A 23,931-nucleotide genomic window follows, 5' to 3' on the forward strand; every position below is an offset into this window, starting at 1 on the left:
TTTAAAGGTCAATGTCAATCGGCCATGAACATTCCCCCCCGTTCGGTCGGAAAACTATGCAAGACTGCGTGCCAACGATTCCCGGGGAGATGGAGAACGAACATGAGCTTGATGAAAACATTGGCCAAAGTGGCCATCGGTGTTGCGGTGGCCAAAGGTGCGAGCGCGATGATGCAAAATCGCAGTGGGTCCGGCGGCGCTTCGACTGGCGCTGGCCTTGGCGGCTTGCTGGGCGGGCTGAGCGGTGGGCGAGCCCAGGGTGGCGCGGGCTTGCAGGACATGTTGGGCGGCCTGATGGGCGGCGCGCAAGGCGCTGGCTCTACCGGCGGCATGGGCGGGCTTGGCGGCTTGCTCGAGGGGCTTGGCGGCACAGGCGGCCAAGGTCAGGGGCTACAAGGGATGCTTGGCGGTCTGGCCGGTGGCGCCGGCGCAGGTGGCCTTCTGGGGGCCTTGGGCGGTGCCATGGCCAAGCGGCCGGCCGACAATGGCGCAAGCTTCGGTCAGGTCCTGAACTCGAACTTCGACCAGACGCCAGAAGACCCGATTGAACCGACAGCAGATCAAGAAGCCGCTGCAGCCCTCATGCTGCGCGCCATGATCCAAGCAGCAAAGTCAGATGGCCAGTTAGATGACGCCGAACAGGAAAAACTGATGGGTCAACTGGGCGGAGACGTGGACGCAGAAGAAGCCGCTTTCCTGCGTACAGAAATGCAACGGGATGTCGACGCAACCGCGCTCGCTCGCGATGTTCCCAAAGGGATGGGTCCACAGGTTTACGCCATGTCGGTTCTCGCCATCGACCTCGATTCACAGGCCGAGGCGAAATACCTGCATAGCCTTGCCCAAGCGCTTGGCATGGATGCAGCCAGCGTGAACGACATCCACGCGCAGCTGGGTGTACCCTCGCTTTACGCCTGAACAGGTGGCCGCGTCAGGTGCGCGGCCCCTTGGGCTTCGGTTTGCGCCGCCGGCGGTTCGACGGTTTTGACGTGCCTGGCGCACCACCGGGACGGCCGCCACCGGGCTTACCACCCGGTCGGCCACGTCCACGACCCCGGCCGCCTGCGGGTTTTGCATTGGGGTCGGCCACCGGCTCCCATGCCCGGCCTGACAGAACAGGAATGGTCATCTTCATGACCTTCTGAATGTCCTTGAGGTTGTCCATTTCTTCCGGTGCACAGAATGCCACGGCGGAGCCATCCTTGCCCGCCCGCGCCGTGCGGCCGATCCGGTGGACATAGGCTTCGGGCACGTTCGGAAGTTCGTAGTTGTAGACGAACTTGACGTCCGGAATGTCCAATCCGCGCGCAGCAACATCAGTCGCAACCAGCACACGCACCTCGCGCGCCTTGAACGCAGCAAGGGCGCGTTCCCGCTGACCCTGCCGTTTGTCGCCATGAATGGCCGCCACGGCAAAACCTTTGCGCTCCAGCGCACGCGCCAAACGATCCGCCCCGTGCTTGGTGCGGGTAAAGACCAGCGCCCGGTTTTCACGGTGCGTGTCCAGCAGCTCAATCAATAGCGCGGATTTCTCGGCCTTGGCGATGAAGTGTACACCTTGGGTGACCTTGTCAGCGGCCTTGCCCGGAGGGTTCACTTCGATCCGCAGCGGTTCATGCAGGTAGGATTGGGCGATCTCGTTCATCTGCTTGGGCATGGTGGCAGAGAACAACATGGTCTGCCGGTCATCCCCCATCAGCGACGCGATCTTGCGCAGGGCATGGACAAACCCAAGGTCCAGCATCTGGTCGGCTTCGTCCAGAACAAGGAACCCGGTATGCTCCAACTTGATAGCCTTCCGCTCAACCAGATCCAGCAAGCGACCGGGCGTCGCCACAAGGATATCAGCCCCCTTCGCCAAGCGCTGGATTTGCGGATTGATGGACACGCCACCCACAACAATCTGAACACGCATCTGCGTCATGGCGCGCAGCACCTGGGCGATCTGCCCGGCCAGTTCCCGTGTCGGCGCCAGGATCAACCCGCGGGCCGTCTTAGGTGCGGCACGCCCACCCTCTTCCATCAATCGTGCTATCAGTGGAATGCCGAAGGCGGCTGTCTTACCTGTACCTGTCTGTGCCAGTCCCATCACGTCACGACCGTTCAAGGCATGCGGGATCGCCTGCGCCTGAATCGGTGTCGGTTGGGTCAGGCCCATCTCTGCCACGCGTTTTGCAAGCTCCGCGGGCAGGTTCATCATATCAAAATCACTCATGCCCCCCAGTGAACCCATCCCATACCAGCGTCAACCGCAATTGCCCCTGCCTGCTTCCTTCGTTAAACCCCGATTTATGACTGCAAATCGTGCCAGCATCCGTGATCGCAGCGAAGCCAAGGGGCTGCGCATGACCCAGCCCCGCCGGGTCATTGCGCAAGTTCTCGAAGAGTCTGACGATCATCCGGATGTCGAAGAGCTGTACAACCGCGCCAGCGCCGTTGATCCGGGCATTTCCATTGCAACGGTGTACCGGACAGTCAAACTGTTCGAAGAGGCAGGTATTCTCGACAAGTTGGAATTCGGAGACGGCCGCGCCCGGTACGAGGACGCGGAACGGGAACACCATGATCACCTCATCGACATGAACTCTGGCGAGGTCATCGAGTTCGTCGATGCGGAGATCGAAGCATTGCAGGAAAAGATCGCCGAAAAGCTGGGCTACGAGCTGCGCGGCCACAGGTTAGAACTCTACGGCGTACCGCGTAAGCGTAGGTAAACAAGCGCATTCTTCTTTTTTGATCGCGACCACATGCGCGACCAGATTTAACTTGGCACTTCAGCCTAAGGACTAAGGGCACCACTACATGGATAACTTGCGTGGCGCCGGGCTGATGGTTCTGGCGATGCTGTGTTTCGCCATCGAGGATATGTTCATCAAGCTTCTGGGCGGCGCCATCCCGGTTGGACAGCTGCTGGCTTTTCTTGGCGCGGGCGGTGCAGCTATCATCGCGGTCGCTTGCCTGCGGCAGGGACAGCCGTTGATCAGCCGTGCGATGCTGGGGCGCGCTATGCTGATCCGCAACGCTGGTGAAGTGATCGGGTCCCTTGGCTTCGTGACGGCACTCGTGCTGGTGCCCTTGGCCACGGCCTCTGCCATCCTGCAGACGACACCGCTGATGGTCACATTGGGCGCCGCCCTTTTTCTGGCTGAACCGGTGGGTTGGCGACGTTGGGCGGCAATCATCGTCGGACTATGCGGTGTTTTGCTGATTGTGCGGCCAGGGCTTGAGGGTTTTGACTGGAATGTTCTGTTCGCTGTTCAGGGGATGATTGGCCTCTCGATCCGCGACCTGGCGACTCGCCGGGTGCCCGCAACGCTTTCCGCACTCCAACTGAGTTTTATTGCCTTCGCCCTGCTTGTGCCCACAGGCATTGGGGTCATGTTGGCCTCGGGCACTGCTTATGTTGCCCCAACACTGAACGAATGGGGCCTGTTGGGAGTTGCTGCGGCCATCGGCGCCATATCCTACCGCTTCATCGTCATGGCTATGCGCATGGGCGATGTCAGCTTCGTCACGCCATTTCGCTACACACGCATGGTGTTTGCACTGGTCATCGGCGTTCTGATCTTTTCCGAAGCGCCCGATATGCTGACGCTGATCGGCGTAGCCATCATCATCGCGTCCGGCCTTTTCACCCTCTGGCGCGAACATCTCAGGAAAACGCCAGATGCGGCGTAAAGACCCTTGTTGTTAGCGCCAACATAACGTTAGACGCTGCGTAACTTTCCGCTACAGGAGCCTCTTCATGAGCACCATCATCGACATTCACGCCCGCGAAATCCTCGACAGCCGGGGCAACCCCACCGTCGAAGTCGACGTGACACTTGAGGACGGCACCATGGGCCGCGCCGCGGTTCCATCGGGCGCATCGACCGGTGCATATGAAGCCGTTGAAAAGCGCGACGGTGACAAGGCCCGTTACAAAGGCAAGGGCGTGTTGGAAGCCGTCACAGCCGTGAATGGCGAGATTGCCGAGGCACTGGTTGGCATCGACGCCACCGAACAGGTCGAGCTTGACCGCGCCATGATCGAACTGGATGGCACGGACAACAAGGGCCGCCTGGGCGCCAATGCCATTCTCGGCGTGTCCCTAGCCGCAGCCAAGGCTGCTGCCGATTGGACATCGCAACCGCTTTATCGCTACGTGGGCGGCACCTCGGCCCGTGTCCTGCCCGTTCCCATGATGAACATCATTAACGGTGGCGAGCACGCCGATAATCCGATCGACATCCAGGAATTCATGATCATGCCCGTGGCCGCTGCGAATATCCGCGAGGCGGTGCGCATGGGGTCCGAAGTCTTCCACACCCTGAAAAAAGAACTCAGCGACGCAGGCCTGTCGACAGGTATCGGTGACGAAGGCGGCTTTGCCCCCAACATCAGCTCAACCCGCGATGCGCTGGATTTCATCCTGAAATCGGTTGAAAAGGCTGGCTATACGCCGGGCGACGACATCCACCTCGCCCTCGACTGTGCCGCGACCGAGTACTTTAAAGATGGCGCATATGTGCTTGCTGGCGAGGGCAAAACACTGTCCTCCGACGAAAACGTCGCCTATCTCGCAGCTCTGGTGAACGACTATCCCATCATCTCCATCGAAGATGGCATGGGGGAAGACGATTGGGACGGGTGGAAGGCCCTGACGGACGCCATCGGCGACAAGGTTCAGCTTGTTGGCGATGACCTGTTTGTCACAAACCCGGCGCGTCTGGCTGACGGCATTGCACGTGGCTGCGCAAACTCCATGCTGGTAAAAGTCAATCAAATCGGTAGCTTGACGGAAACACTTCAAGCTGTCGATATGGCCCACCGCGCCCGCTACACCAATGTCATGTCACACCGCTCAGGCGAAACAGAAGACGCGACCATCGCCGACCTCGCCGTTGCAACGAATTGCGGCCAGATCAAAACCGGATCTCTCGCTCGTTCGGACCGGCTCGCGAAGTACAACCAACTCATCCGCATTGAGGAGTTGTTGGGCGAAACCGCCGAGTTCGCCGGCAAGTCTATCCTGAAGTAGTCGACTGCCTCGTTTCTCCGTGGGCAGCAGAGTTGCCCACGGACCCAAACGCGCAGGTCAAAACACGCGCGCAGAGTACTCGATGAACTCAACGGCTCTGTTTGCATATTGCAACCGAACACCTCCGCGATTTACTCGTAGGTTATGACCAACCTCAAAATTCACTCGGCCCAGCTCTCTGAGATGGAAGATGTTTCCAGCCTATGCTGGGCATACCGCGATCTTCTGATCGAGCGGGCGACTGACCTACCCGATATGGTCGAAGCCTATTATGCCAAGGACAGCTATGCGGCCCTGATCGCGGACCTGCCGCGTATCCACGCACGCCCGACAGGCGACATCCTTGTTGCGGTCCTTAACGACCAAATTGTCGGCTGTGCCATGTATTACCCATTGGCCGAACCGGGCACGACAGAAATTAAACGGGTCTACGTCGACCCCTCCGCACGAGGGACAGGGGCTGGCCGCGCATTGATCCAAGACACCATGGCACGCGCCAAGGCCGATGGCTACACGCGGCTTGTTCTGGATACGATGAGCGGACTGACGGAGGCCATCGCTTTGTATGATCGGCTCGGCTTCCAGCCTTGCGCGCCATATTACGACGCAAAGCCCGCTTTCCTCCCCTATCTGCGCTTCTTCGACCATCCATTGTGAGTTGTGACCATGACTGCTGACCAAATCATCGCGCACCTGAACCTGCAACCGCATCCCGAAGGCGGACACTACCGCCAAACCTGGGTTGCCGAAAATGACGGGCGGCCCACCGGCACATGCATCTACTTCCTGCTTGCCGCGGGTGAGCACAGCCACTGGCACAAGGTCGATGCCACCGAGATTTGGCTCTACCACGCAGGCGCCCCACTGATCCTGTCAATGAGCAGCAGTGATGATGGCCCCGCACAGGATCATATGCTGTCCCCCGATCTGAACCAAGGCGCACCGCAGATCATCGTGCCCGAGGGGCATTGGCAAGCCGCGCGCAGCACCGGGGATTACACGCTGGTCAGTTGCACCGTCTCGCCGGGTTTCCAATTCGACGGGTTCACGCTTGCAGAGCCGGGGTTCGACATCCCACGTCAGGGATAGCTGACGGTCCCGCCTCCCACAGCGGCGCGCACACCGGTTGTTCCAGGGCAAGATGTAGGCAAGCCACGTGCGACGCGCACCGCCAGATAGGCAAAGGCCTGCGCCTCCAGCATGTCCCCATTCAGGCCTACATCCTCGACCGGGTGCACCGGGCAATCCAAAGATACCGCGAGCATTTTCATCAGAACCGGGTTGTGCCGCCCGCCGCCGGTTACAAGCACTTTCGACGGCGGGCGTGGACAGTGCTGCATCGCCTCAGCCACTCCCGCTGCACACATGGCGGTCAACGTTGCCGCCGCATCCGCATCACTGAGTTCGTGGACCAGTCCCACCATCTCGGCAAAATCGTTCCGGTCGAGTGATTTCGGCGGGATGCGCGCAAAGTACGGCTCTGCCAAGAACAGCTCCAGCGCGCCCGTCTCGACGCTCCCCGACGCGGCAACACGGCCCCCTTCGTCAAAGGGCAACCCAAGCCGCACCTGCATCAGATCATTGACCGGTGCGTTGGCAGGCCCCGTATCGAAGGCCAAAAGCGCGCCCTCACGCTCTGCGGCATCCGCAGTAGGATCAACCCAAGTCAGATTGCCAACACCCCCAAGGTTCAGAAAAGCGACCGGGCTCTCTGCCCCCATCCACTTGGCACAGGCAAAGTGAAAGAACGGCGCCAGCGGTGCACCCTCGCCCCCCAGCTCAACATCCGCCGTCCGAAAATCCCAGACAACAGGCACATGCAGCACTCGAGCCAGCGCAGCACCATCGCCCAGTTGCAGTGTTCCCTGCGCGCGCGGTGCATGTGCCACGGTCTGACCATGAAACCCAACTAAATCAACGCTGTCGAAGCCACTCAACAGCGCCTGATGTGCAGACATCACAACGTCCCTGGCCGGATCCAGCGTAGCCCCAGACCAATGCCCAAGCGCTGCGCGCAAGACGGTCTGCTCTTCGACCGTATATGCACGGTAGTCATGCGTGCCGAAGCCGTCAATCTCCACGCCATCGGTTCGTAAAACAGCTGCATCCACTCCATCCAGCGACGTCCCCGACATCGCGCCCAGAGCGGTAATGACCGCTCCCTTTTCTCTGACCTTTTCCATGGTCTTTTCCTTTGCCCGTCCCCCGCTTATAGACTGCGACGGAGCCGTTCCAAGGACAAGCCAAATGACTTACACACCCCGATCCGATTTTTTGCACGTGATGCAAAGCCGCGGGTTCCTGGCCGACTGCACCGACATGCAGGCGCTGGACGACGCATTGCTGGTTCCGGGGCAAACTGCCTATATCGGCTTTGATGCGACGGCCAAGTCGCTGCACGTCGGATCGCTGATCCAGATCATGATGCTGCGCTGGTTCCAGAAAACCGGGCACAAGCCGATCACGCTTATGGGTGGTGGCACAACCAAGGTGGGCGATCCGTCCTTCCGCGCCGATGAACGCCCCCTGCTCGACACTGCAGCGATCGACGCGAATATCGCCGGTATCAAACAGGTGTTTTCCGCCTACATCGACTACGATGCAGGCGCGCAGATGCTGAACAATGCCGAGTGGCTGGACGATCTGAACTACCTCGATTTCCTGCGGGATATCGGGCGGCATTTCTCGATCAACCGGATGCTGTCATTCGAAAGTGTGAAATCCCGGCTGGACCGCGAACAGTCGCTGTCGTTCCTCGAATTCAACTACATGATCCTGCAAGCCTACGACTTCATGGAGCTGAACCGCCGCTATGGCTGCATTTTGCAGATGGGTGGGTCGGACCAGTGGGGCAACATCGTTAATGGCATCGACCTGACGCGCCGAGTGATCCAGAAAGAGGTGTTTGGCCTGACCTCACCGTTGTTGGAAACCTCGGACGGCAAGAAGATGGGCAAGTCGCAATCTGGCGCAGTCTGGCTGAATGCGGACATGCTGTCGCCTTACGAGTTCTGGCAGTTCTGGCGGAACACGACAGACGCAGATGTGGGTCGCTTTTTGAAACTCTACACAGAGCTTCCGCTGGATGAATGCGACCGCTTGGGCGCGCTTGAAGGGTCCGAGATCAATGAGGCAAAAGCCCTGCTTGCCACCGAGGTGACAACCATTCTGCATGGCGCAGATGCCGCCGCAGCAGCAGCGCAGACGGCGAAAGAGGTCTTTGAAAAGGGCGGTGTGGGCGACGATCTGCCCACCCTGACCCTCAGCGCGGCTGACGTGGGCGATGGGATTTCCATCGTGCAGCTGATCGTCAAGTCTGGCCTCGCCGGGTCCGGGAAAGAAGCCAAACGCCTGATCGCCGAAGGTGGCGCACGGATGAACGATGCACCACTGACCGAAGCGGGCACGATGATTGATCAGGCTGCTCTGGCTGCACCGATCAAGTTGTCGGCTGGCAAAAAGCGCCATGCGCTTGTCCAAATTGGTTAAGGTTTGACCGTACGGTAAATTCTGTCCCCGCGGGGACAGATCACCCCAGCCGCCCGAGGACGGCCCGTGCAGCCCGCAGACCAGGATCCTTTCCACCGCGCCCTAAACGGTCCATGGTCAGCTCCATCGCGGCGCGTTGATCCTCTGCGCCGTTCAGAAGACCTTCCATCGCCGACACAACATTGTCGACCTTGAAGTCTTTGCCGACAACCTCTGGCACCACACGGGTATCCGTCACATGATTGATCAGACTGCCCGTGTCAGTCGTCACCATCCGGCTGATGATGGCACGGCTGAGCCAGTGCAGGTCGTAGGCGCTAACCATCGGCGTTCCGGCAGCGGCCAGTTCCAAAGACACCGTGCCAGAGGTTGCAAGGGCCACGTCTGCCGCAGCGAAAGCGACGCGCTTTTCTGTCAACGCTGCATCTTGGTCCTTCCCTGTGGGGTCAAGAACCAAAGGAGCGACAGGCCACTGCGCCACCTCTTTGTGCACCAGTTCCACGACCGATCCGGCGGCGGGCAGGACCATTTTCATTTCTGGCCGCGTCTGCGCCAATCGACCAAGGGCCTGGCCAAAAACCAGGCTCATCCGAGTGATCTCTCCACGGCGAGACCCCGGAAGGACAAGCACCAGCGGGTCTGCATCCTCCAGTCCATGTTGTGCTCGGAAGGCGGCCTGTTCCTCTGCCGTCGCACGCGGGACCGTTGCGGCGGGGTGTCCGACGAAATCACACTCCATACCCTCAGCTTCCATGTACGGAGGCTCAAATGGGAACAGCGCGAGGACCTGATCGATGACCTTCGCCATCTTCTTGGCCCGCCCAGGCCGCCAAGCCCAAACGGTGGGTGCCACATAGTGCACGGTCCGAATGTCGGAGTTTTCCTTGACCAGCTTGGCAACGCGCAGCGAAAAGTCCGGACTGTCGATTGTGATCAGCACGTCGGGCTGTGTGTCGATCACGGCCTGCGCCGTTTCAGCAATGCGCCGTTTCAAGTGGCGGTACTTCGGCAGCACCTCGGCAATGCCCATAACCGTCAGTTCGGACATGTCGAACCGACTTGTCAGTCCTTGGGCCTGCATCAACGGCCCGCCGATGCCGTCATAGGTCACATCCGCTGCTTCACTGTTCAGGCCGGCCATCAATGCTGCACCAAGGGCATCACCCGAAGGCTCACCGGCAAGAATAAAAACCTTCAGCGCACCCAAAGGAACAGCCCCGCTTCATCCAAGAGGCGCACAACCTCGTCCTGTTCAAGAACCATCACGCCATCCGCGGCAATGACCATACCATCAAGCTGCGCTTCGATGACGGCGCGGGCGGTTTCAGGCCCGATCGTAGGCAAATCAATACGCCGATCCTGACCGGGCTTCGGCGCTTTGAAAAACACGCCCCCTTTTGGTTTTGCGCGGGCTTCGGCGACCGGACCTGATAGCCAGTCTGCTGCATCGTCGAGCATGTCTCCGACAAAATCCATGGCAGCGCCGAAAGGGTCGCCGTCTGTCGATGGCATGGGATGAGGCGCGCATTTGTTCAATCCGCGCAGCATGGCATCTGTGCCCCTGGAGTCTTCGCGCGCGATAACCTGTTTATCGCGAATAACGCAGGATTGACCTTCATCTTCACGGCCCTGCTCAAGCGAAACTTGCTCAGCCGCTTCCAGGTGAGCCTCGATGCCATCGGGAACAATAGATCGGGTCAAAACACCGGGTTTCGGCAGCAAATCGGGCACGAGAACATGCGCCCCTTTTGCAATCATGCCGCGCTTTTCAAACAATCCAAGGATTGCTCGGAGCGCGGCATCCTCGCCGTCCTTGACGGCCCTAGCAAGGGTCGGCACCAGTGGCATGGTTCGCGCATCCAGTTTCAGTGGGCTGAAACCCGGTCTTTGAATGGCCCCGCAAAAACATACCTCAGTCACCCCTCGCAGTGCGAGCTTGTGCAACAAGGTCCCTATGGTTTCGAGCCGAAACCAAATGTCCACGTCCAGATCTTCGGGTTTGTGGCCTTCAAGCGCACAAATGATCGGTCGCGTGGATTGATGTTTAGCAACGACCGATGGCAGCGCGCCGGTCCCAGTGATCAACGCCAGCATCAGCGCGGTGTCAGGAACGACCGATCACTGTCGCCCATGACAAATTCGACGATCTCGCGGACATAGGCGCTGTCGGTTTCTTTGCCCAAACGCTCGGCCCGATCGTGAAACGTACCTTCGCCCTGTGCCAGCATCTGGAATGCCGCGCGCAACGCGGTGATGTCACCCCGGCTGACACCGCGCCGTTTCAAACCAACAAGGTTCAACCCATCCAGTTCACCACGAGGTGCCTGAACCAGTCCGTACGGGATCACATCATTGGTCACCATCGTCACAGCTCCAATGATGGCCCCGCGACCGATGCGCACAAACTGATGAATGCCAGACAGGCCTCCGACGATCACATCGTCCTCAAGGATACAGTGACCGGCAACCGCAGCCGAGTTCACGACTATAACCCGGTCACCAACATAGGCGTCGTGCGCGATGTGGCAGCCTGCCATGAACAAGCCATCGTTACCGATCTGCGTGACCCCGCCGCCACCTTCGGTGCCACAGTTCATGGTCACATGTTCCCGGATGCGGTTGCGTTTGCCGATAACCAGGCGGCTTGCCTCACCCTTGAATTTCAAGTCTTGCGGTACTTCTCCGATGACGGCGAATGGGAATACAGTTGTACCTTGCCCGATTTCGGTATGACCACTGACAACAACGTGGCTTTTCAGGACGACATCGGCGGCGATCACGGCATTCGGACCCACGACGCAAAAAGGACCAACTACAGCCGTTGGATCAACCTGTGCGCCCGGTTCCACAACTGCCGAAGGATGAATACCTGCATTGCTCATGTGGCTGGCAAATCCATCATCGCGGTAAATTCGACCTCGCAAGCCATTTCACCATCAACCTCTGCGACGCCGGCGAACTTCCAGACTTTCCCACCAGGCTTCCCCCTAGTCGTTTTGACGTTCAGTTTCAAAACGTCGCCGGGAACAACCATCCGGCGAAATTTGCACTTGTCGATGGCCATAAAATAAACAAGCAGGTTCTTGTCAGCCAGATCAAGGGCAACGCCGACCATGACGGCTGCCGTTTGCGCCATCGCTTCGACAATCGTCACGCCGGGCATGATGGGTTGCCCGGGGAAATGTCCCTGAAAGTGAGGCTCGTTCATCGTGACATTCTTGATGCCTATCGCCGACTGATACCCGTCAATCTCCTCGACACGGTCCACCAGAAGGAAGGGATAACGGTGCGGGATCAGGCGCTGTATCATCCCGATGTCGGCGGATTTCATTTCTGTTGTCATGGGATGCCCGTGCCTTTGATCGTTGGTCTTTTGTTAGAACGTGCCTAGCAAGACAGACGCGGCCTCGCAAGCGCGCGGCTATTGCTGTTCTGTCCCATCGCCCAAGGTTGCATCCATCCGTGAAATGGCAAGATCGGTTATGTCGATGGCATTGGCGCTTACAAAAACACTGCGTTGCTCGAGGATTACACCGGCTCCTGCCTCGCGCATAATGTCTTCGAGTATCGGTGCCGCTGAGGCAAGAAACCGATCCCGGTTTTCTTCCAATAGATCTGCAATGCCACGGCTTCTGGCCTCGCGTTCGTTGCGTATACCCTCGACCCGTGCATCAAACGCGTCCGCCAATTCTCGAAATGCCTGCGGTTCCATATCCGGGCGTTGATCCGTCAACGCCTGTTCTTCCGCTTCAAGTTCCGCCTCGAGCCGCCGGTTGTCTTCAGCCAGCAGGGTTGTTTCAGCTTCAATGTCGGCTAGGACCCGCTTGCCAAACGCGCTGTCGCGATAGAAGCGTTCACTATCGATCGTCAGGATCGGGCTGCGGACATCTTGAGAGATGGTTACCGTGGCCCAAACCAGGGCCACGATCAATGTCAAACTGGCCTTGACAAGCCTGCCCATCACGTCAGAACGTGGTTGAGATGGTCAGGTCGAACGATTGTTCGCGGTCAAAATCTTCTTTCTTCAGGGCATTGGAGAAGTTCAAACGCAACGGTCCAATGGCCGTATCCCAGAAGATCGAGAAGCCAATAACATGGCGGAACGATCCGCCTTCACCGACAACGTTACCACCGGACAGATCGACCGAATCCAGATCCCAAAGGTTCCCGACATCATAGAAAAGCCCGCCGCGAATACCCAGTTCTTCGGGAAGGCCCAGTGGGAACTCAGCTTCGAACCGGGCCGCAAGGAACAGGTTGCCCCCCAGGGGATCGGGGTCATCGCCCGGCACATTCAGATCACGTGGGCCAATACCGCCTGGTTCAAAGCCGCGGATGATGCTTGGCCCAAGTACGAACCGGTCAACCGTACGGTTGGTGCCGCCGTTCCAGGCAAGATACCCGCCTTCGAGTGTTGCACGCAGGGTCACTTCCTCGTTGAATGCCAATCGCTGACCAACAATCCGGCCCCGTGTGCGGATAAACTCGGCATCTCCACCCAAGCCCGCAAAGTCTTGCGAGAATTCGACGAGGAAGCCGGCAGTGGGATTCAAACCGTCTTCACGCGTGTCATAGCTGTAGGTGTATCCAATCGACGAAGTGGTTTGTTCACCGGTATTGATTTCGCGCTGAACGATGTTGCCATTCGTTACCGTTTCACGCGCCAGCATTTCGTCAGCCAGATAATTGTAGTTAACCGACAACCGAGACCGTTCGCCAAGCGGGAATGTCAGGCTGGGTCGAAATACAAGAGCCTCTGTATCGTAATTGGCAAAACTCGAGTCTGACTCGCTGTATTGCAAGTTCAAACCAAAGGCGACATCGCGTCCCAGGAACGCCGGTTCGATAAAGTTCAAGCCGTACTGCTCAGATTCTTCGGCTGTGGAGAAGTTGAAGCCAAGGGTTTGACCACGTCCCAGAAAGTTGCGTTCAGTGAAGCTCACCAGCAAACCAAAACCGTCATCCTGCGAGAATGCACCACCGAAGTTCAGGGAGCCTGTTGGACGCTCTTCGACATCCACATCGATGACCACCTGATCGGGGCTCGACCCTTCGCGGGCATTTACATCGGCATTTTCAAAATACTGAAGCGCGCGAATACGCTCAGCCGCATCGCGAATTTCCCGTGGATTGAACGGGTCACCCTCAGCGACCTTAAATTGGCGCCGGATCACACGGTCAAGCGTCGTCGTGTTCCCTTCTATATCGATGCGCTCGACAAAAACGCGTGGCCCCCGGCTGAGAACAAACTCTACGTCCAGCGTGAGGTCCCGATCATTGCGAATGATCCGCGGTTCGACCCGGAGAAAATCAACGCCATCACGCTGCCCTTGCCTCTCGAGACGAGATATCTCTGCTTCAACCAAGGTCGGCGAGTAGACGACACCGGGACGCACTTTGAGGAGCTGTTGATAGGCGTCTCCGTCCACGTTTGGCAGCTCGCTGACCACCGTGACTTCACCAAACGAAAACTGCTGCCCTTCCTGAACATTGAATGTGAGGAAGAAGCCGTCACGTTCCTCGGTCAGTTCCGCATTGGAGCTTACCACCCTGAAATCAACATAACCACGCGAGTTGTAGAAGTCCGTCAGGACCTGTTTGTCAAACTCGATACGGTCCTCGACCAGCGTGTCGGTCTGAATCAGAAAACGCAGTAACCCAGCTTGTTTTGTTTCAAGAACCCGCCGCAATCTGCGATCCGAGTAAACACGGTTGCCGACGAAGCTGAGGCGTTCGACCTCGACCACATCGCCTTCAAAAATCTCGAAAACCAGATCAACGCGGTTGTCTGAGCGTCGAATGATGCGAGGGTTCACACGGGCCGCAATGCGACCCTGCGTACTATAGGCCTCTGCAATGGCACCTGCATCGCGTTCCGCCTGCGCAGGGGAAAACACACGCCGTTCCTGGCTTTGAACGATGGCGGACAGCGCCTCGTCATCGACGCGGCGGTTTCCCTCGAACGTCAGGCGATTGATGGTCGGGAATTCCGTAACCGTGATCAGGAGTGTGCCGCCTTGAGGTACGACTGAAACAGTCTCAAACAAGCCACTTGTTTCCAAGTTGCGACGCGCATCATTCACTTGCCCGGCAGACAGTGTCTGCCCAGGAGCGATTCCGGCACGCGCCAGAACCGCAGCGTCACCAATCCGAGTGTTTCCATCGACAACTATGCGGCTGAATTGAAAATTCTGCGCCTGTGCAGGAGCCAAAGATCCCACCCAAATTGCTGATAAAAAAACAAAAAAAGTTAGAATTCTTTGCGCCATGCGCCCGCACAACCGTGCGTGCTCTGCTGCGCCCCTCATCCCCAGTCCCATGGTTTTGCCCCACGTGTTCAGACATACAATAGACACGTGACTAACGGCATTGCGAGGTGTTGTCAAAAGCGCAAAACCCCGTGGGTCAGCACGGGGTCACTGGCACATCTTGTGGATAAATCTGAGTTCAGAGGGTGCCCAGCCATGCACCAACAGCCAAAGCCGCCACGAGCGTCAGACCATGCAGCGCCCGATCCCAGTTCAGCATCATCAAAAGGCTCAAGCCACGGTATCCGGTCTGAATCATCTGCATCGGTCAATCCTCTGTTTCGATGACTTGTTACAGACGCAATGCGGCGGGACATTGGACGAATGATGGCGGAATTAAGGCACGGTGGGTGCCCACACGTCAGGGGCAGAAAATGTCATTCCCCAACGCAAACAGCATGAGGGAGAGGACAAGTGTCAGGCCGACGGTCATCAAGATGCGCAATGCACCATCGCTCGGTGGCTTCCCCGTCACGGCTTCGTAGACATAAAAAACCAGATGCCCGCCGTCCAGGGCCGGAATTGGGAACAGGTTTAGAAGGCCAACAGCCGTTGAAAGAACAGCAATGAACCAAATGAAATCGCTGAGGCTGTGGCTGGCCGTTGTCCCCGCAACTTGCGCGATACCAATCGGACCGGAAAGGTTGCACGAGCTGATTGCACCGGTAACAAGGTGTCCAAGGCCATTAATGGACCCGGTGATGACCCCGATCATGCGATCGTACCCACCCGACAGGGCCTGCAACACCGATGGCGCCTCGCGGCCCATTTCAAACGCTTGGCCACCGCCAAGACCAATCCGCCAATTCTTTTCAAAACCGCCCTGCCCGTCAGGTTCGTCAACCAGTTTGGGCGAAAGTTCAATTTCCAATTCTGCCCCCGCCCGCCATACGGTCAACTGCACCGGCGCTCCGTCAGAATTCTCTATGACATCGGGCAACTGCCCAAAGCGAAAAACCGGGGCACCATTGATCGAGGTAATGACATCGCCCGCCTCGAACCCGGCCGCCAGACCTGCGCTCCGCGGAACAACGCGCGTCACGAGTGGGGGAAAAAGATATGGACCCGTCACCGTCATGACATCGCCGTCCCGGTCGACAAGGTATTCAAGCTGCGACTTTTCCGGAATCGCCTCAACAAAATCAACATAGTCTTCCGAGTTGATACTCGGGACAGTCAGACCCTCGATTTCCCGAACGACATCGCCTTCGCGGAGTTCATAGACACCATCAGGGAGTGGATTAATTTCGCCAACGGTAAGCGGGTCGCGTGGCACGCCGGAGAAGAAAATCACGGCGGCGAAAACAAGAATAGACAGCACGAAATTGAAAACCGGGCCTGCAGAAACCGTTGCGGCACGGGCCCAAAGAGGAGCACCGTGCATTGTGCGCCGCAGGGCGACTGGATCTGCCGCCGCCTCATCCATCGCATCAACGTCTTTGCCCGAGGCTGCATTCGCATCCCCCGCAAATTTTACATAGCCCCCAAACGGCAAGGCCGCGATCTGCCAGCGTGTGCCACGCTTGTCCATACGGCTCCATAACACTGGACCAAAACCGATCGAAAACACATCCGCATGGATGCCCGACCAGCGACCAACAATGTAGTGCCCGTATTCATGGATGGCGACGATGACACTCAGCGCCACGACGAAAAAGAAAATGGTCCAGGCAAATCCGCCAAAGGCGGGAATCAGGGCCGAAATATCCAAGGTTTTATCCTGCTCTTTGCTCGATCACGTCGCGGGCGGCTTGTCGTGCCATTTGGTCCGCTATGTGTACATTATCAAGGGTCATTGGGGCATCAATATGACCCGGATCGGTGCGAGTCAGCACCTCATCAACGACCTCCGCCATGGTTGGGAAGCCGATGTCACCGGCAATAAACCCGTCCAGTGCTGTTTCCTTGGCCGCGTTAAAGACGGCACCGGATAGTCCGCCCCGCTCCATGACTTCGCGGGCAAGGCGCAGCGCTGGCCAGCGCGCTTCATCAGGTGCACGGAACGTCAGGGCGCCGATCTGCGCCAGATCAAGGCGCTCTACCGGCAATTGCTGCCGATCTGGCCAATTCAGCGCATAGCCGATTGCGTGACGCATATCTGGAGGACCAACATGAGCCATCAAGGCGCCATCGTTGAAGCCGACCATTGCGTGAATCATTGACTCTGGATGGACCAGAACTTCAATCTGATCTGGCCTGACTCCAAAATACTCTCTTGTTTCAATGAGTTCCAATGCCTTATTGAACATGGACGCGCTATCGATGGTGATACGCTGTCCCATATCCCAGTTCGGGTGCGAAGAGGCTTCGGCTAATGTTGCATTGGCCAGCTTTTCCAGTGGCCAGTCCCGGAATGCGCCACCACTGGCCGTAATGATGATCCGCTCTACCGCTGACATGTCTTCGCCGACAAGCGCCTGAAAGACGGCCGAGTGTTCGCTGTCCACAGGCAGCAGGCGGGCATCGTGGGCATGCGCTGTTGAGAGGATCAATTGACCAGCGCAAACAAGGGACTCCTTGTTGGCCAAAGCGAGGGTTGCTCCTTGCTCTAGGGCGCACAGCCCCGGTGCGAGACCAGCGGCCCCCACAATTGCGGACATGACCCAGTCCGAGGGACGGCAGCCCGCCTCGGTCAACGCACTCGGCCCTGCGGCTGCTTCAACCTCGCTGCCGCTTAGAGCCGCGCGCAGGTCATCCAGCCCGGCCTCATCTGCTGTAACAGCCACGTCAGCACGCAGCCGGATGGCATCCTGTGCAAGCTGCTTAATGTTGGACGATCCTGTCAGTGCCACGACATCGTAAGCGTCTAGATCTCGAGCAATCAGGTCGATGGTGTTTTGACCAATTGACCCGGTTGCGCCAAAGATCGACACGCGGCGCATGTCAACCAAGCCCCCAAGGGAAAGCGGCAATCTGGGCAAACATCAGGAAAAAGACCGAGGCCCCCAACATGCCGTCGAACCGGTCCAGCACGCCGCCGTGGCCAGGAATCAGCGCCGAACTGTCCTTGACGCCCATGCGCCGCTTCATCGCGCTTTCTGCGATATCACCCATCTGGCTGGCCATCGACACGGCAATGGACACACCGATCAACTGCAATGAAGCCCCCGTGTTGATCGCGAAGATCGCACCGACAATACCAGCGCCAACCCAACCCGAGGCCGTCCCGGCCCATGTTTTCTTGGGGCTAACCCGCGGCCAGAATTTCGGTCCCCCGATCAAGCGGCCCGCGAAATAGCCAACCACGTCCGTCACAACGACCACCGCCACAAGCCAGACCATCCAGCCGATGCCCAGATCGTCGCGGACATGCATCATGCCGTATCCAGCCATTAAAACGAGCAGCGTAAAAATCATGTAGATCGACCGGTTTTGCGGCAACTGGCCCAGACCGACCATGCAAGGAGCCAGAAGCAAAGGCAGGGCAAATCCGGTTGGTAGATAAACGGCAAGCAGCGCGGCAATACCGGATATCGCACCCAACTGGATGGCGAGCGAAGGATGATCGGGCGAAACAATGCGCACCAGTTCCCACACCATCAGGCCACAAATCAGTGCGATTAAAACATGGAAAACGTCACCGCCAATCCATATTCCCAAAATGCCGATAAGGATCATGACCAGACCGGACGCCATGCGAGCCGCAAGATCTGACCACCGTTCCGTCACCGCTTGAGCCCACCGAATCTGCGTTCACGTCCACCGTAGGATGCACACAGGCGCGTGAATTCTTCCCGGCTGAAGTCCGGCCACAGCGTGTCGATGAATTCGTATTCCGCATAGGCCGACTGCCACAGCAGGAAGTTGGATATGCGCGCCTCGCCGCTGGTACGGATCACAAGATCGGGATCGGGCAAAACATATGTATCGAGGTATTTCGGCAGAGTTTCTTCATCGACATTCTCGGGCAGCAAGTTTCCGTCTGCCACATCCTCAGCCAAACGCTTGGTCGCCCGTGCAACCTCGTCCCGCCCACCGTAGTTCAACGCAATCGTCAGGTTCACGCTGGTGTTGCCAGAGGTCAGCGTCTCCAGCTCGTCCATGAGGGAGATCAGCTTGGCATCCAAACGCACCCGGTCCCCGATAAAGCGGACACGTGCGCCAAATTCGTTCAGCGCGCGGGTTTCCTTGGAAATATAACGACGAAACAGGCTCATAAGCCCGGCAACTTCGACCTGCGTGCGTTTCCAATTCTCGGTCGAGAATGCGAAGATGGTCAGGTATTCAACACCAATATCCGGGCAGGTTTCCACGACCTCACGCACGCGACGCGCACCGGCATGGTGACCAAACAGGCGCGGACGCCCCCTTTGCGTTGCCCAGCGTCCATTGCCGTCCATGATGATGGCGACGTGGCGTGGACCTGTATGTGCGGTGTCTGCGATAACACTATCCTTGGGTTGTCTGCGTGGATCCCGTCGTCAGAGGGCCCGCCCATTTATGACCCAAACGCTCGTGAAGAGCGCTTGCCCCGGCTGGAAGTCGGGGATCGGTCATTAAACCTGCATAATTTCGGCCTGTTTGGTTTCAAGTGCCCCATCTACGGTTTTGATGAACTTGTCTGTCATCTCCTGCACTTCGTCTTCCCAAAGCTTCTGGTCGTCTTCCGACATGCCATCGGCCTTGGCTTTCTTGATCTGATCCATGCCATCGCGGCGCACATTTCGGATGCTGACACGGGCATTTTCGGCGTAGCTGCCAGCTACCTTGCCCAGCTCGCGGCGGCGCTCTTCGTTCAGTTCGGGGATCGGCAACATGATGATCGTGCCGTTCAGCTGCGGATTGATGCCCAGCCCGCTTTCGCGAATGGCCTTCTCCACTTTGCCGACCAAACCTTTGTCCCAGACGTTGACCGTGACCATCCGTGGCTCGGGCACATTGACGGTACCGACCTGGTTGATCGGCGTCATCGACCCGTAGGCGTCGACCATCACCGGCTCAAGCATGGAAGCAGACGCCCGGCCTGTGCGCAGTGAGGCGAATTCGGTTTTCAGGTTGGCCATGGCACCTTCCATCCGGCGCTCAAGGTCATCAGTGTCGAGCATGAAGTCATCAGACATCGCAATCCCCGTCTTTTTCTTTTGGCCTTACGGCGCTTTGTAACGATATAGATCAAGCACTATACAGAAGGCCAGCAGCAGTTGTGCAGCTTAACCCTGAACGCGCGTAAACGTGCCTTTGCCCTCGAGGATTTCCTTGAATCCGCCCGGCGTGTCGAGCGGGAACACGATCAACGGCAAGTTATTGTCTCGCGCAAGTGCAATAGCTGAAGCATCCATGACGCCCAGTCGTTTTGCCAACACTTCATCATATGTCACCATATCATACCGCTTGGCGTCATCATGCTTGGCCGGGTCCTTGTCATAAACCCCATCCACCCCGTTTTTGCCCATGAAAATGGCCTCACAGGACATCTCGTTCGCGCGCAGGGTCGCGGCTGTGTCTGTGGTGAAGTACGGGTTGCCCGTCCCCGCCGCAAAGATGCAGACCCGCTTCTTCTCGAGGTGGCGCACTGCGCGGCGACGGATGTAAGGCTCTGCGACCTCGTTCATCGTGATGGCGCTGATGACACGGGTGAAAACACCCAAGCCTTCGAGAGCAGATTGCATGGCAAGGGCGTTCATCACAGTGGCGAGCATACCCATGTAGTCGGCGGTTGTGCGCTCCATCCCCTGCGCTGAACCCTGCAGCCCGCGAAAGACATTGCCCCCGCCGATCACCATGCAAATCTCGACGCCCATGTCGTGCACGGCCTTCACTTCCTGGGCGATGCGTTCCACGGTTGGTGGGTGCAATCCGAACCCCTGATCGCCCATCAGCGCCTCGCCCGAGATCTTGAGCATCACCCGTTTGAATGTGGTTGGTGTTTCGGTCTCGGTCATTGTGCGCCCCCGCTCTTTCAAATTGCGCGCAACCTGTCCTAAATGCGATGGGTTTTCAATGGACGACACCACATGATCCGCGATGAAATCGCATCTTTACCAAGTGACCTGCCTCTGCTGATTGCCGGTCCCACGGCGTCCGGGAAATCGGCGCTGGCCGTCGCGATTGCCGAAACCAGTGGCGGCGTCATTGTGAACGCGGATGCGAGCCAAGTGTATGATTGCTGGCGGGTTATTACCGCCCGCCCATCGCCAGAGGAAGAATCACGCGCCGCGCACAAACTTTACGGGCACCTGCCTTATGATGCGTCCTATTCTACGGGGCACTGGTTGCGCGAGGTTGAACCGCTTTTGTCCGGGCAAAGGCCGATCATCGTCGGGGGCACCGGGCTTTACTTTTCGGCGTTGACCCAGGGTTTGGCCGATATTCCGGCCACCCCCCCCGATGTCCGAACACGTGCCGACGGCATGGATATGACCGCACTTCTACGGGACATCGATTCAGATACTCTGGCACGCATTGATGTCGACAACCGTGCTCGCGTTCAGCGCGCGTGGGAGGTTCAAACAGCTACTAACCGGGGGCTCTCCTATTGGCAGGACAATACTGCGCCCCCTCTGCTCAAGAGCGGCGAATATGCCGGGATCGTCATGGACAGCCCAAAGGAATGGCTATCGCCCCGCATTGCCAGACGTTTTGATCACATGCTGCGTGGAGGCGCGTTGGAAGAGGCCCGCGCCATGCAAGCCAGGTACGATCCCGCACTGCCGTCTTGCCGTGCCATTGGAGTTGCAGAATCCATGGCGCTTTTGAAGGGCGACATTGATCATGACACGGCCGTTGAACGCGCGACCGTAGCGACGCGACAATACGCAAAACGCCAACGCACCTGGTTTCGATCTAAGATGGCGGATTGGCGCTGGATCGCATCAGCCGAACTGACTGGACTTTGACTTTTTCAGTGTTTCGCCACATAAAACGCGCTGAAAAAGCACGCAGTGTTGTCGAAAGCGGACAAAAGCCCATGTCCCTGCCTCCGATCGAGATCAAGCCGCTGGTCCAATTGACTGCTGGTCAAGAATGGCGCCTGTCGCTCGCGCACGACCGGCCGCAGCATGTTGTTATCTGGATCACGCGTGGCCAGGGGCGGCTCCTTTTGAACGGCACAAGGCGCGGTGTGGGAACTCACAACGCGCTGACAATTCCGCCCCATACGCTTTTTTCACTCGAATTGGGCCGCCAAGGCAGTGGGATGGTTGCATTGATTCCTGACGGCAGCGAAATTCGATGGCCTACTCGTGCGCGACAGTTGCGCGTAAGAGACGTCGACAGCATTGGAGAAATGACGGCCATATTCGAAGCTGCCCATCGCGAGGTCACCCAAGCACGTCCCCTGGCCCAGGATGCAATCGATGCGCATATGGCACTTATGTCCGTGTGGTTTCGGCGGCAGATTACCCTGCCCGACAACTTGCCCATCAACATGAACGCGGCTGCACGGCTGAGTACAAGGTTTTGCGAGCGTATCAGCAAGAACCATGCTGACGGGCTGACGATGGCCGACCACGCCAAAGCACTTGGTGTCACCGCAACACACCTGACACGCGCATGCAAGGCCGCCACCGGACGGACCGCAGCTGATTTGCTGACCGAACGCACACTCTATGCAGCGCGGATTGCCCTCACCGAAACCTCTGTGCCCGCGCAGGACATTGCGCGGCATCTTGGCTTTGGATCAGCAGCGTATTTCACCCGTTTCATGCAGCAACACACCGGACAAACACCGACGGCCTTGCGAAAAGCAGCGCGATAGGTGCGTCGCACCTTTACGCAAGGTAAGCACGCGGATGTCGCAAATGAAACGATCAAATGTCGCAAACGTGCACAGATTCATGAACGCGCACCGTTGACCTGTGTGCGCTTCTGTTGCCTCATAAGGGTAAGGGAACAACAGCGGTCGCGCATGTATCCACTCTCCTCGCCTGCGATGAGGGCGGCGCAAGACCCCCTGACAAAGGGGCGCGCAGACACGGGGGATGTAGGTATAGGCAAAACCATCAAATCGCAAAGCTGACCAGCAAGGACAGCATCCGAGGCGCATCACAAAACAAACCGCGCCCGGTACACAACAAGGGCGGCACGCACCCGCCTCAAGCCACCCAACAGGGGCACTTAATGGGACTCTTCATACTCAGACGGCTGGGCGTGATGTTACTGACGGCACTTTGCCTGACATTCATCGTGTTCTTTCTGACCAACCTCTATCCAAACCTTGAGAAGCTGGCCAAAACCCAAGGCAACTTCCGTATGACAGACGAAGCCGTCGCAAGCTGGTTGGATGATCGGGGATATATCGACAATACACTCATCAAATACGGCCGCTGGCTGGGTGTCGCACCTGGGTGGATAACCGAGAAAGAAGACGGCACCGTTACCGGACAATGCTTTAAGGAAAATGCGCCTGTCGAAGAGCGGCCCACGTTTTGCGGTGTTTTGCAGGGCGATTGGGGCTCTTCGCTGGTGTTCAAGGATGAGGTCAGCAGTCTGGTCGCAACACGGCTTGGCGCCACCGGCAAGCTGATGGGATTTGTTCTGCTCGTCATGGTCCCGATGTCGCTGATCGTTGGAGTCCTGGCGGGTATGCGCGAGGGTTCGGGGCTCGATCGGTCCCTCTCGACCTTCTCAATAGCGACGACAGCCACACCCGAATATGTTTCAGGCGTTATCTTCATCGCGATCTTTGCGTCATCCGCCTTTGGGCTCAAATGGTTCAAGGGGTCCGCGACCCAAGCCATCGAGAACGCAACTTTTGAGAACTTCACGCTGCCTGTGCTGACCATTGCGCTTTACGGCATGGGATACATCGCACGGATGACGCGGGCGAGCATGACCGAGGTGATGACCGCCCAGTATATCCGCACGGCCCGTCTCAAGGGCGTCAGCTTTGGCAATATCGTTCTGAAGCACGCACTCAGGAACGCACTGATCGCCCCCTTTACAGTTATCATGTTGCAGATCCCATGGCTGCTGAATGGTGTGGTGATTGTTGAAACGCTCTTTAACTACAAGGGCTTTGGGTGGTTGCTGGTACAGGCGGCGGGCAACAACGACATCGAACTGCTGTTGGCGGTATCTGTTGTATCGGTTGTGGTGGTTCTAATCACCCAGCTGATCTCGGATATCGGCTACGTTTTCCTCAATCCACGCATCCGCATTTCGTAAGGGAGGCTG

The 23,931-nt window shown here is 58.1% G+C and carries 25 protein-coding genes; 10 read left to right on the top strand and 15 right to left on the bottom strand.

Features of this window, described 5'->3' with window-relative positions; translation table 11 throughout:
- Positions 1-102: 102 nt before the first annotated feature.
- Positions 103-918 (top strand): tellurite resistance TerB family protein, encoded by an 816-nt coding sequence (locus tag IE087_RS06155; protein WP_189368442.1) that lies wholly within the window; start codon positions 103-105, stop codon positions 916-918.
- A 13-nt stretch (positions 919-931) separates the two neighbouring features.
- On the opposite strand, the gene IE087_RS06160 is transcribed toward IE087_RS06155, so the two are convergent.
- Positions 932-2,215 (bottom strand): DEAD/DEAH box helicase, encoded by a 1,284-nt coding sequence (locus IE087_RS06160; protein WP_189368443.1) that lies wholly within the window; start codon positions 2,213-2,215, stop codon positions 932-934.
- Between the two features lie 76 nt (positions 2,216-2,291).
- Between IE087_RS06160 and IE087_RS06165 the strand changes: the two genes are divergently transcribed.
- The 5 genes from IE087_RS06165 (at position 2,292) to IE087_RS06185 (ending at position 6,109) form a co-directional block, all read left to right on the top strand.
- Positions 2,292-2,714, top strand: a complete 423-nt coding sequence (locus tag IE087_RS06165) for a Fur family transcriptional regulator (RefSeq protein WP_189368444.1) — start codon at positions 2,292-2,294, stop codon at positions 2,712-2,714.
- An 88-nt stretch (positions 2,715-2,802) separates the two neighbouring features.
- On the top strand, positions 2,803-3,678 hold the full coding sequence (locus IE087_RS06170; RefSeq protein ID WP_189368445.1) for a DMT family transporter: 876 nt from the start codon (positions 2,803-2,805) through the stop codon (positions 3,676-3,678).
- Between the two features lie 67 nt (positions 3,679-3,745).
- Positions 3,746-5,020, top strand: coding sequence for a phosphopyruvate hydratase (gene eno / locus IE087_RS06175; RefSeq protein ID WP_189368446.1), 1,275 nt, complete (start codon positions 3,746-3,748; stop codon positions 5,018-5,020).
- A 144-nt stretch (positions 5,021-5,164) separates the two neighbouring features.
- Positions 5,165-5,677 carry a GNAT family N-acetyltransferase gene (locus IE087_RS06180; RefSeq protein WP_189368447.1) on the top strand — a complete coding sequence of 171 codons (513 nt, stop codon included), beginning with the start codon at positions 5,165-5,167 and terminating at the stop codon, positions 5,675-5,677.
- Positions 5,678-5,686: 9 nt separating this feature from the next.
- Positions 5,687-6,109, top strand: coding sequence for a cupin domain-containing protein (locus tag IE087_RS06185; protein WP_189368448.1), 423 nt, complete (start codon positions 5,687-5,689; stop codon positions 6,107-6,109).
- Here IE087_RS06185 and IE087_RS06190 read toward each other — a convergent pair.
- Positions 6,100-7,203: an anhydro-N-acetylmuramic acid kinase gene (locus IE087_RS06190; protein ID WP_189368449.1), complete on the bottom strand. Its 1,104-nt coding sequence runs from the start codon at positions 7,201-7,203 to the stop codon at positions 6,100-6,102. The two genes, IE087_RS06185 and IE087_RS06190, sit on opposite strands and share 10 nt — an antisense overlap.
- A gap of 64 nt (positions 7,204-7,267) precedes the next feature.
- On the opposite strand from IE087_RS06190, the gene tyrS reads away from it, so the two are divergent.
- Complete coding sequence (gene tyrS / locus IE087_RS06195) at positions 7,268-8,509, top strand: tyrosine--tRNA ligase (protein ID WP_189368450.1); 1,242 nt, start codon at positions 7,268-7,270, stop codon at positions 8,507-8,509.
- Positions 8,510-8,549: 40 nt separating this feature from the next.
- Here the strand turns inward: tyrS and lpxB are convergent, their stop codons facing one another.
- The 13 genes from lpxB to pyrH form a co-directional block, all read right to left on the bottom strand.
- Entirely contained in the window at positions 8,550-9,707 is a 1,158-nt protein-coding gene (gene lpxB, locus IE087_RS06200; protein ID WP_189369280.1) for a lipid-A-disaccharide synthase, read from the bottom strand.
- On the bottom strand, positions 9,704-10,603 hold the full coding sequence (locus IE087_RS06205) for an LpxI family protein (RefSeq protein ID WP_189368451.1): 900 nt from the start codon (positions 10,601-10,603) through the stop codon (positions 9,704-9,706). Before IE087_RS06205 ends, lpxB begins: the two co-directional genes overlap by 4 nt.
- The gene (gene lpxA, locus IE087_RS06210; RefSeq protein WP_189368452.1) at positions 10,603-11,391 is read right to left on the bottom strand and encodes an acyl-ACP--UDP-N-acetylglucosamine O-acyltransferase; all 789 of its coding nucleotides are present in this window, start codon (positions 11,389-11,391) and stop codon (positions 10,603-10,605) included. Before lpxA ends, IE087_RS06205 begins: the two co-directional genes overlap by 1 nt.
- Positions 11,388-11,852: a 3-hydroxyacyl-ACP dehydratase FabZ gene (gene fabZ / locus IE087_RS06215; protein WP_189368453.1), complete on the bottom strand. Its 465-nt coding sequence runs from the start codon at positions 11,850-11,852 to the stop codon at positions 11,388-11,390. Before fabZ ends, lpxA begins: the two co-directional genes overlap by 4 nt.
- 78 nt (positions 11,853-11,930) lie before the next feature.
- The gene (locus IE087_RS06220; RefSeq protein WP_189368454.1) at positions 11,931-12,470 is read right to left on the bottom strand and encodes an OmpH/Skp family outer membrane protein; all 540 of its coding nucleotides are present in this window, start codon (positions 12,468-12,470) and stop codon (positions 11,931-11,933) included.
- Positions 12,471-12,474: 4 nt separating this feature from the next.
- Positions 12,475-14,817 (bottom strand): outer membrane protein assembly factor BamA, encoded by a 2,343-nt coding sequence (bamA, locus tag IE087_RS06225; RefSeq protein WP_373296499.1) that lies wholly within the window; start codon positions 14,815-14,817, stop codon positions 12,475-12,477.
- 139 nt (positions 14,818-14,956) lie between these two features.
- Positions 14,957-15,082, bottom strand: a complete 126-nt coding sequence (locus IE087_RS23670; protein WP_268244635.1) for a hypothetical protein — start codon at positions 15,080-15,082, stop codon at positions 14,957-14,959.
- 96 nt (positions 15,083-15,178) lie between these two features.
- Complete coding sequence (gene rseP / locus IE087_RS06230; protein WP_189368455.1) at positions 15,179-16,528, bottom strand: RIP metalloprotease RseP; 1,350 nt, start codon at positions 16,526-16,528, stop codon at positions 15,179-15,181.
- A gap of 4 nt (positions 16,529-16,532) precedes the next feature.
- Positions 16,533-17,699, bottom strand: coding sequence for a 1-deoxy-D-xylulose-5-phosphate reductoisomerase (dxr, locus tag IE087_RS06235; protein WP_189369282.1), 1,167 nt, complete (start codon positions 17,697-17,699; stop codon positions 16,533-16,535).
- Position 17,700: 1 nt separating this feature from the next.
- Positions 17,701-18,453 carry a phosphatidate cytidylyltransferase gene (locus IE087_RS06240; protein ID WP_189368456.1) on the bottom strand — a complete coding sequence of 251 codons (753 nt, stop codon included), beginning with the start codon at positions 18,451-18,453 and terminating at the stop codon, positions 17,701-17,703.
- A gap of 29 nt (positions 18,454-18,482) precedes the next feature.
- On the bottom strand, positions 18,483-19,202 hold the full coding sequence (gene uppS / locus IE087_RS06245) for a polyprenyl diphosphate synthase (RefSeq protein ID WP_268244640.1): 720 nt from the start codon (positions 19,200-19,202) through the stop codon (positions 18,483-18,485).
- A gap of 111 nt (positions 19,203-19,313) precedes the next feature.
- A complete protein-coding gene (gene frr, locus IE087_RS06250; protein WP_189368458.1) occupies positions 19,314-19,877 on the bottom strand; it encodes a ribosome recycling factor in 564 nt (187 codons plus the stop codon).
- 90 nt (positions 19,878-19,967) lie between these two features.
- On the bottom strand, positions 19,968-20,699 hold the full coding sequence (pyrH, locus tag IE087_RS06255; protein ID WP_189368459.1) for a UMP kinase: 732 nt from the start codon (positions 20,697-20,699) through the stop codon (positions 19,968-19,970).
- A gap of 72 nt (positions 20,700-20,771) precedes the next feature.
- Here pyrH and miaA point away from each other — a divergent pair, with 72 nt between their 5' ends.
- From miaA to IE087_RS06270, 3 genes are all read left to right on the top strand, one after another.
- Entirely contained in the window at positions 20,772-21,653 is an 882-nt protein-coding gene (gene miaA, locus IE087_RS06260; RefSeq protein WP_189368460.1) for a tRNA (adenosine(37)-N6)-dimethylallyltransferase MiaA, read from the top strand.
- 71 nt (positions 21,654-21,724) lie between these two features.
- Positions 21,725-22,513, top strand: coding sequence for a helix-turn-helix domain-containing protein (locus IE087_RS06265; protein WP_189368461.1), 789 nt, complete (start codon positions 21,725-21,727; stop codon positions 22,511-22,513).
- A gap of 362 nt (positions 22,514-22,875) precedes the next feature.
- A complete protein-coding gene (locus tag IE087_RS06270; RefSeq protein ID WP_189368462.1) occupies positions 22,876-23,922 on the top strand; it encodes an ABC transporter permease in 1,047 nt (348 codons plus the stop codon).
- Positions 23,923-23,931 lie beyond the last annotated feature (9 nt).

Origin of the sequence: Tateyamaria omphalii (genome assembly GCF_014651375.1) — a bacterium.
GTDB classification, from domain to species: Bacteria; Pseudomonadota; Alphaproteobacteria; order Rhodobacterales; family Rhodobacteraceae; genus Tateyamaria; species Tateyamaria omphalii.

Bases quoted from the DNA above. Each gene is read 5' to 3' on its own strand.
- IE087_RS06155 (WP_189368442.1), top strand. From the start codon at position 103: ATGAGCTTGATGAAAACATTGGCCAAAGTGGCCATCGGTGTTGCGGTG.
- IE087_RS06160 (WP_189368443.1), bottom strand. From the start codon at position 2,215: ATGAGTGATTTTGATATGATGAACCTGCCCGCGGAGCTTGCAAAACGC.
- IE087_RS06165 (WP_189368444.1), top strand. From the start codon at position 2,292: ATGACTGCAAATCGTGCCAGCATCCGTGATCGCAGCGAAGCCAAGGGG.
- IE087_RS06170 (WP_189368445.1), top strand. From the start codon at position 2,803: ATGGATAACTTGCGTGGCGCCGGGCTGATGGTTCTGGCGATGCTGTGT.
- eno (WP_189368446.1), top strand. From the start codon at position 3,746: ATGAGCACCATCATCGACATTCACGCCCGCGAAATCCTCGACAGCCGG.
- IE087_RS06180 (WP_189368447.1), top strand. From the start codon at position 5,165: ATGACCAACCTCAAAATTCACTCGGCCCAGCTCTCTGAGATGGAAGAT.
- IE087_RS06185 (WP_189368448.1), top strand. From the start codon at position 5,687: ATGACTGCTGACCAAATCATCGCGCACCTGAACCTGCAACCGCATCCC.
- IE087_RS06190 (WP_189368449.1), bottom strand. From the start codon at position 7,203: ATGGAAAAGGTCAGAGAAAAGGGAGCGGTCATTACCGCTCTGGGCGCG.
- tyrS (WP_189368450.1), top strand. From the start codon at position 7,268: ATGACTTACACACCCCGATCCGATTTTTTGCACGTGATGCAAAGCCGC.
- IE087_RS06205 (WP_189368451.1), bottom strand. From the start codon at position 10,603: ATGCTGGCGTTGATCACTGGGACCGGCGCGCTGCCATCGGTCGTTGCT.
- lpxA (WP_189368452.1), bottom strand. From the start codon at position 11,391: ATGAGCAATGCAGGTATTCATCCTTCGGCAGTTGTGGAACCGGGCGCA.
- fabZ (WP_189368453.1), bottom strand. From the start codon at position 11,852: ATGACAACAGAAATGAAATCCGCCGACATCGGGATGATACAGCGCCTG.
- IE087_RS06220 (WP_189368454.1), bottom strand. From the start codon at position 12,470: ATGGGCAGGCTTGTCAAGGCCAGTTTGACATTGATCGTGGCCCTGGTT.
- bamA (WP_373296499.1), bottom strand. From the start codon at position 14,817: ATGAGGGGCGCAGCAGAGCACGCACGGTTGTGCGGGCGCATGGCGCAA.
- IE087_RS23670 (WP_268244635.1), bottom strand. From the start codon at position 15,082: ATGCAGATGATTCAGACCGGATACCGTGGCTTGAGCCTTTTGATGATG.
- dxr (WP_189369282.1), bottom strand. From the start codon at position 17,699: ATGCGCCGCGTGTCGATCTTTGGCGCAACCGGGTCAATTGGTCAAAAC.
- IE087_RS06240 (WP_189368456.1), bottom strand. From the start codon at position 18,453: ATGGCGTCCGGTCTGGTCATGATCCTTATCGGCATTTTGGGAATATGG.
- frr (WP_189368458.1), bottom strand. From the start codon at position 19,877: ATGTCTGATGACTTCATGCTCGACACTGATGACCTTGAGCGCCGGATG.
- pyrH (WP_189368459.1), bottom strand. From the start codon at position 20,699: ATGACCGAGACCGAAACACCAACCACATTCAAACGGGTGATGCTCAAG.
- miaA (WP_189368460.1), top strand. From the start codon at position 20,772: ATGATCCGCGATGAAATCGCATCTTTACCAAGTGACCTGCCTCTGCTG.
- IE087_RS06265 (WP_189368461.1), top strand. From the start codon at position 21,725: ATGTCCCTGCCTCCGATCGAGATCAAGCCGCTGGTCCAATTGACTGCT.
- IE087_RS06270 (WP_189368462.1), top strand. From the start codon at position 22,876: ATGGGACTCTTCATACTCAGACGGCTGGGCGTGATGTTACTGACGGCA.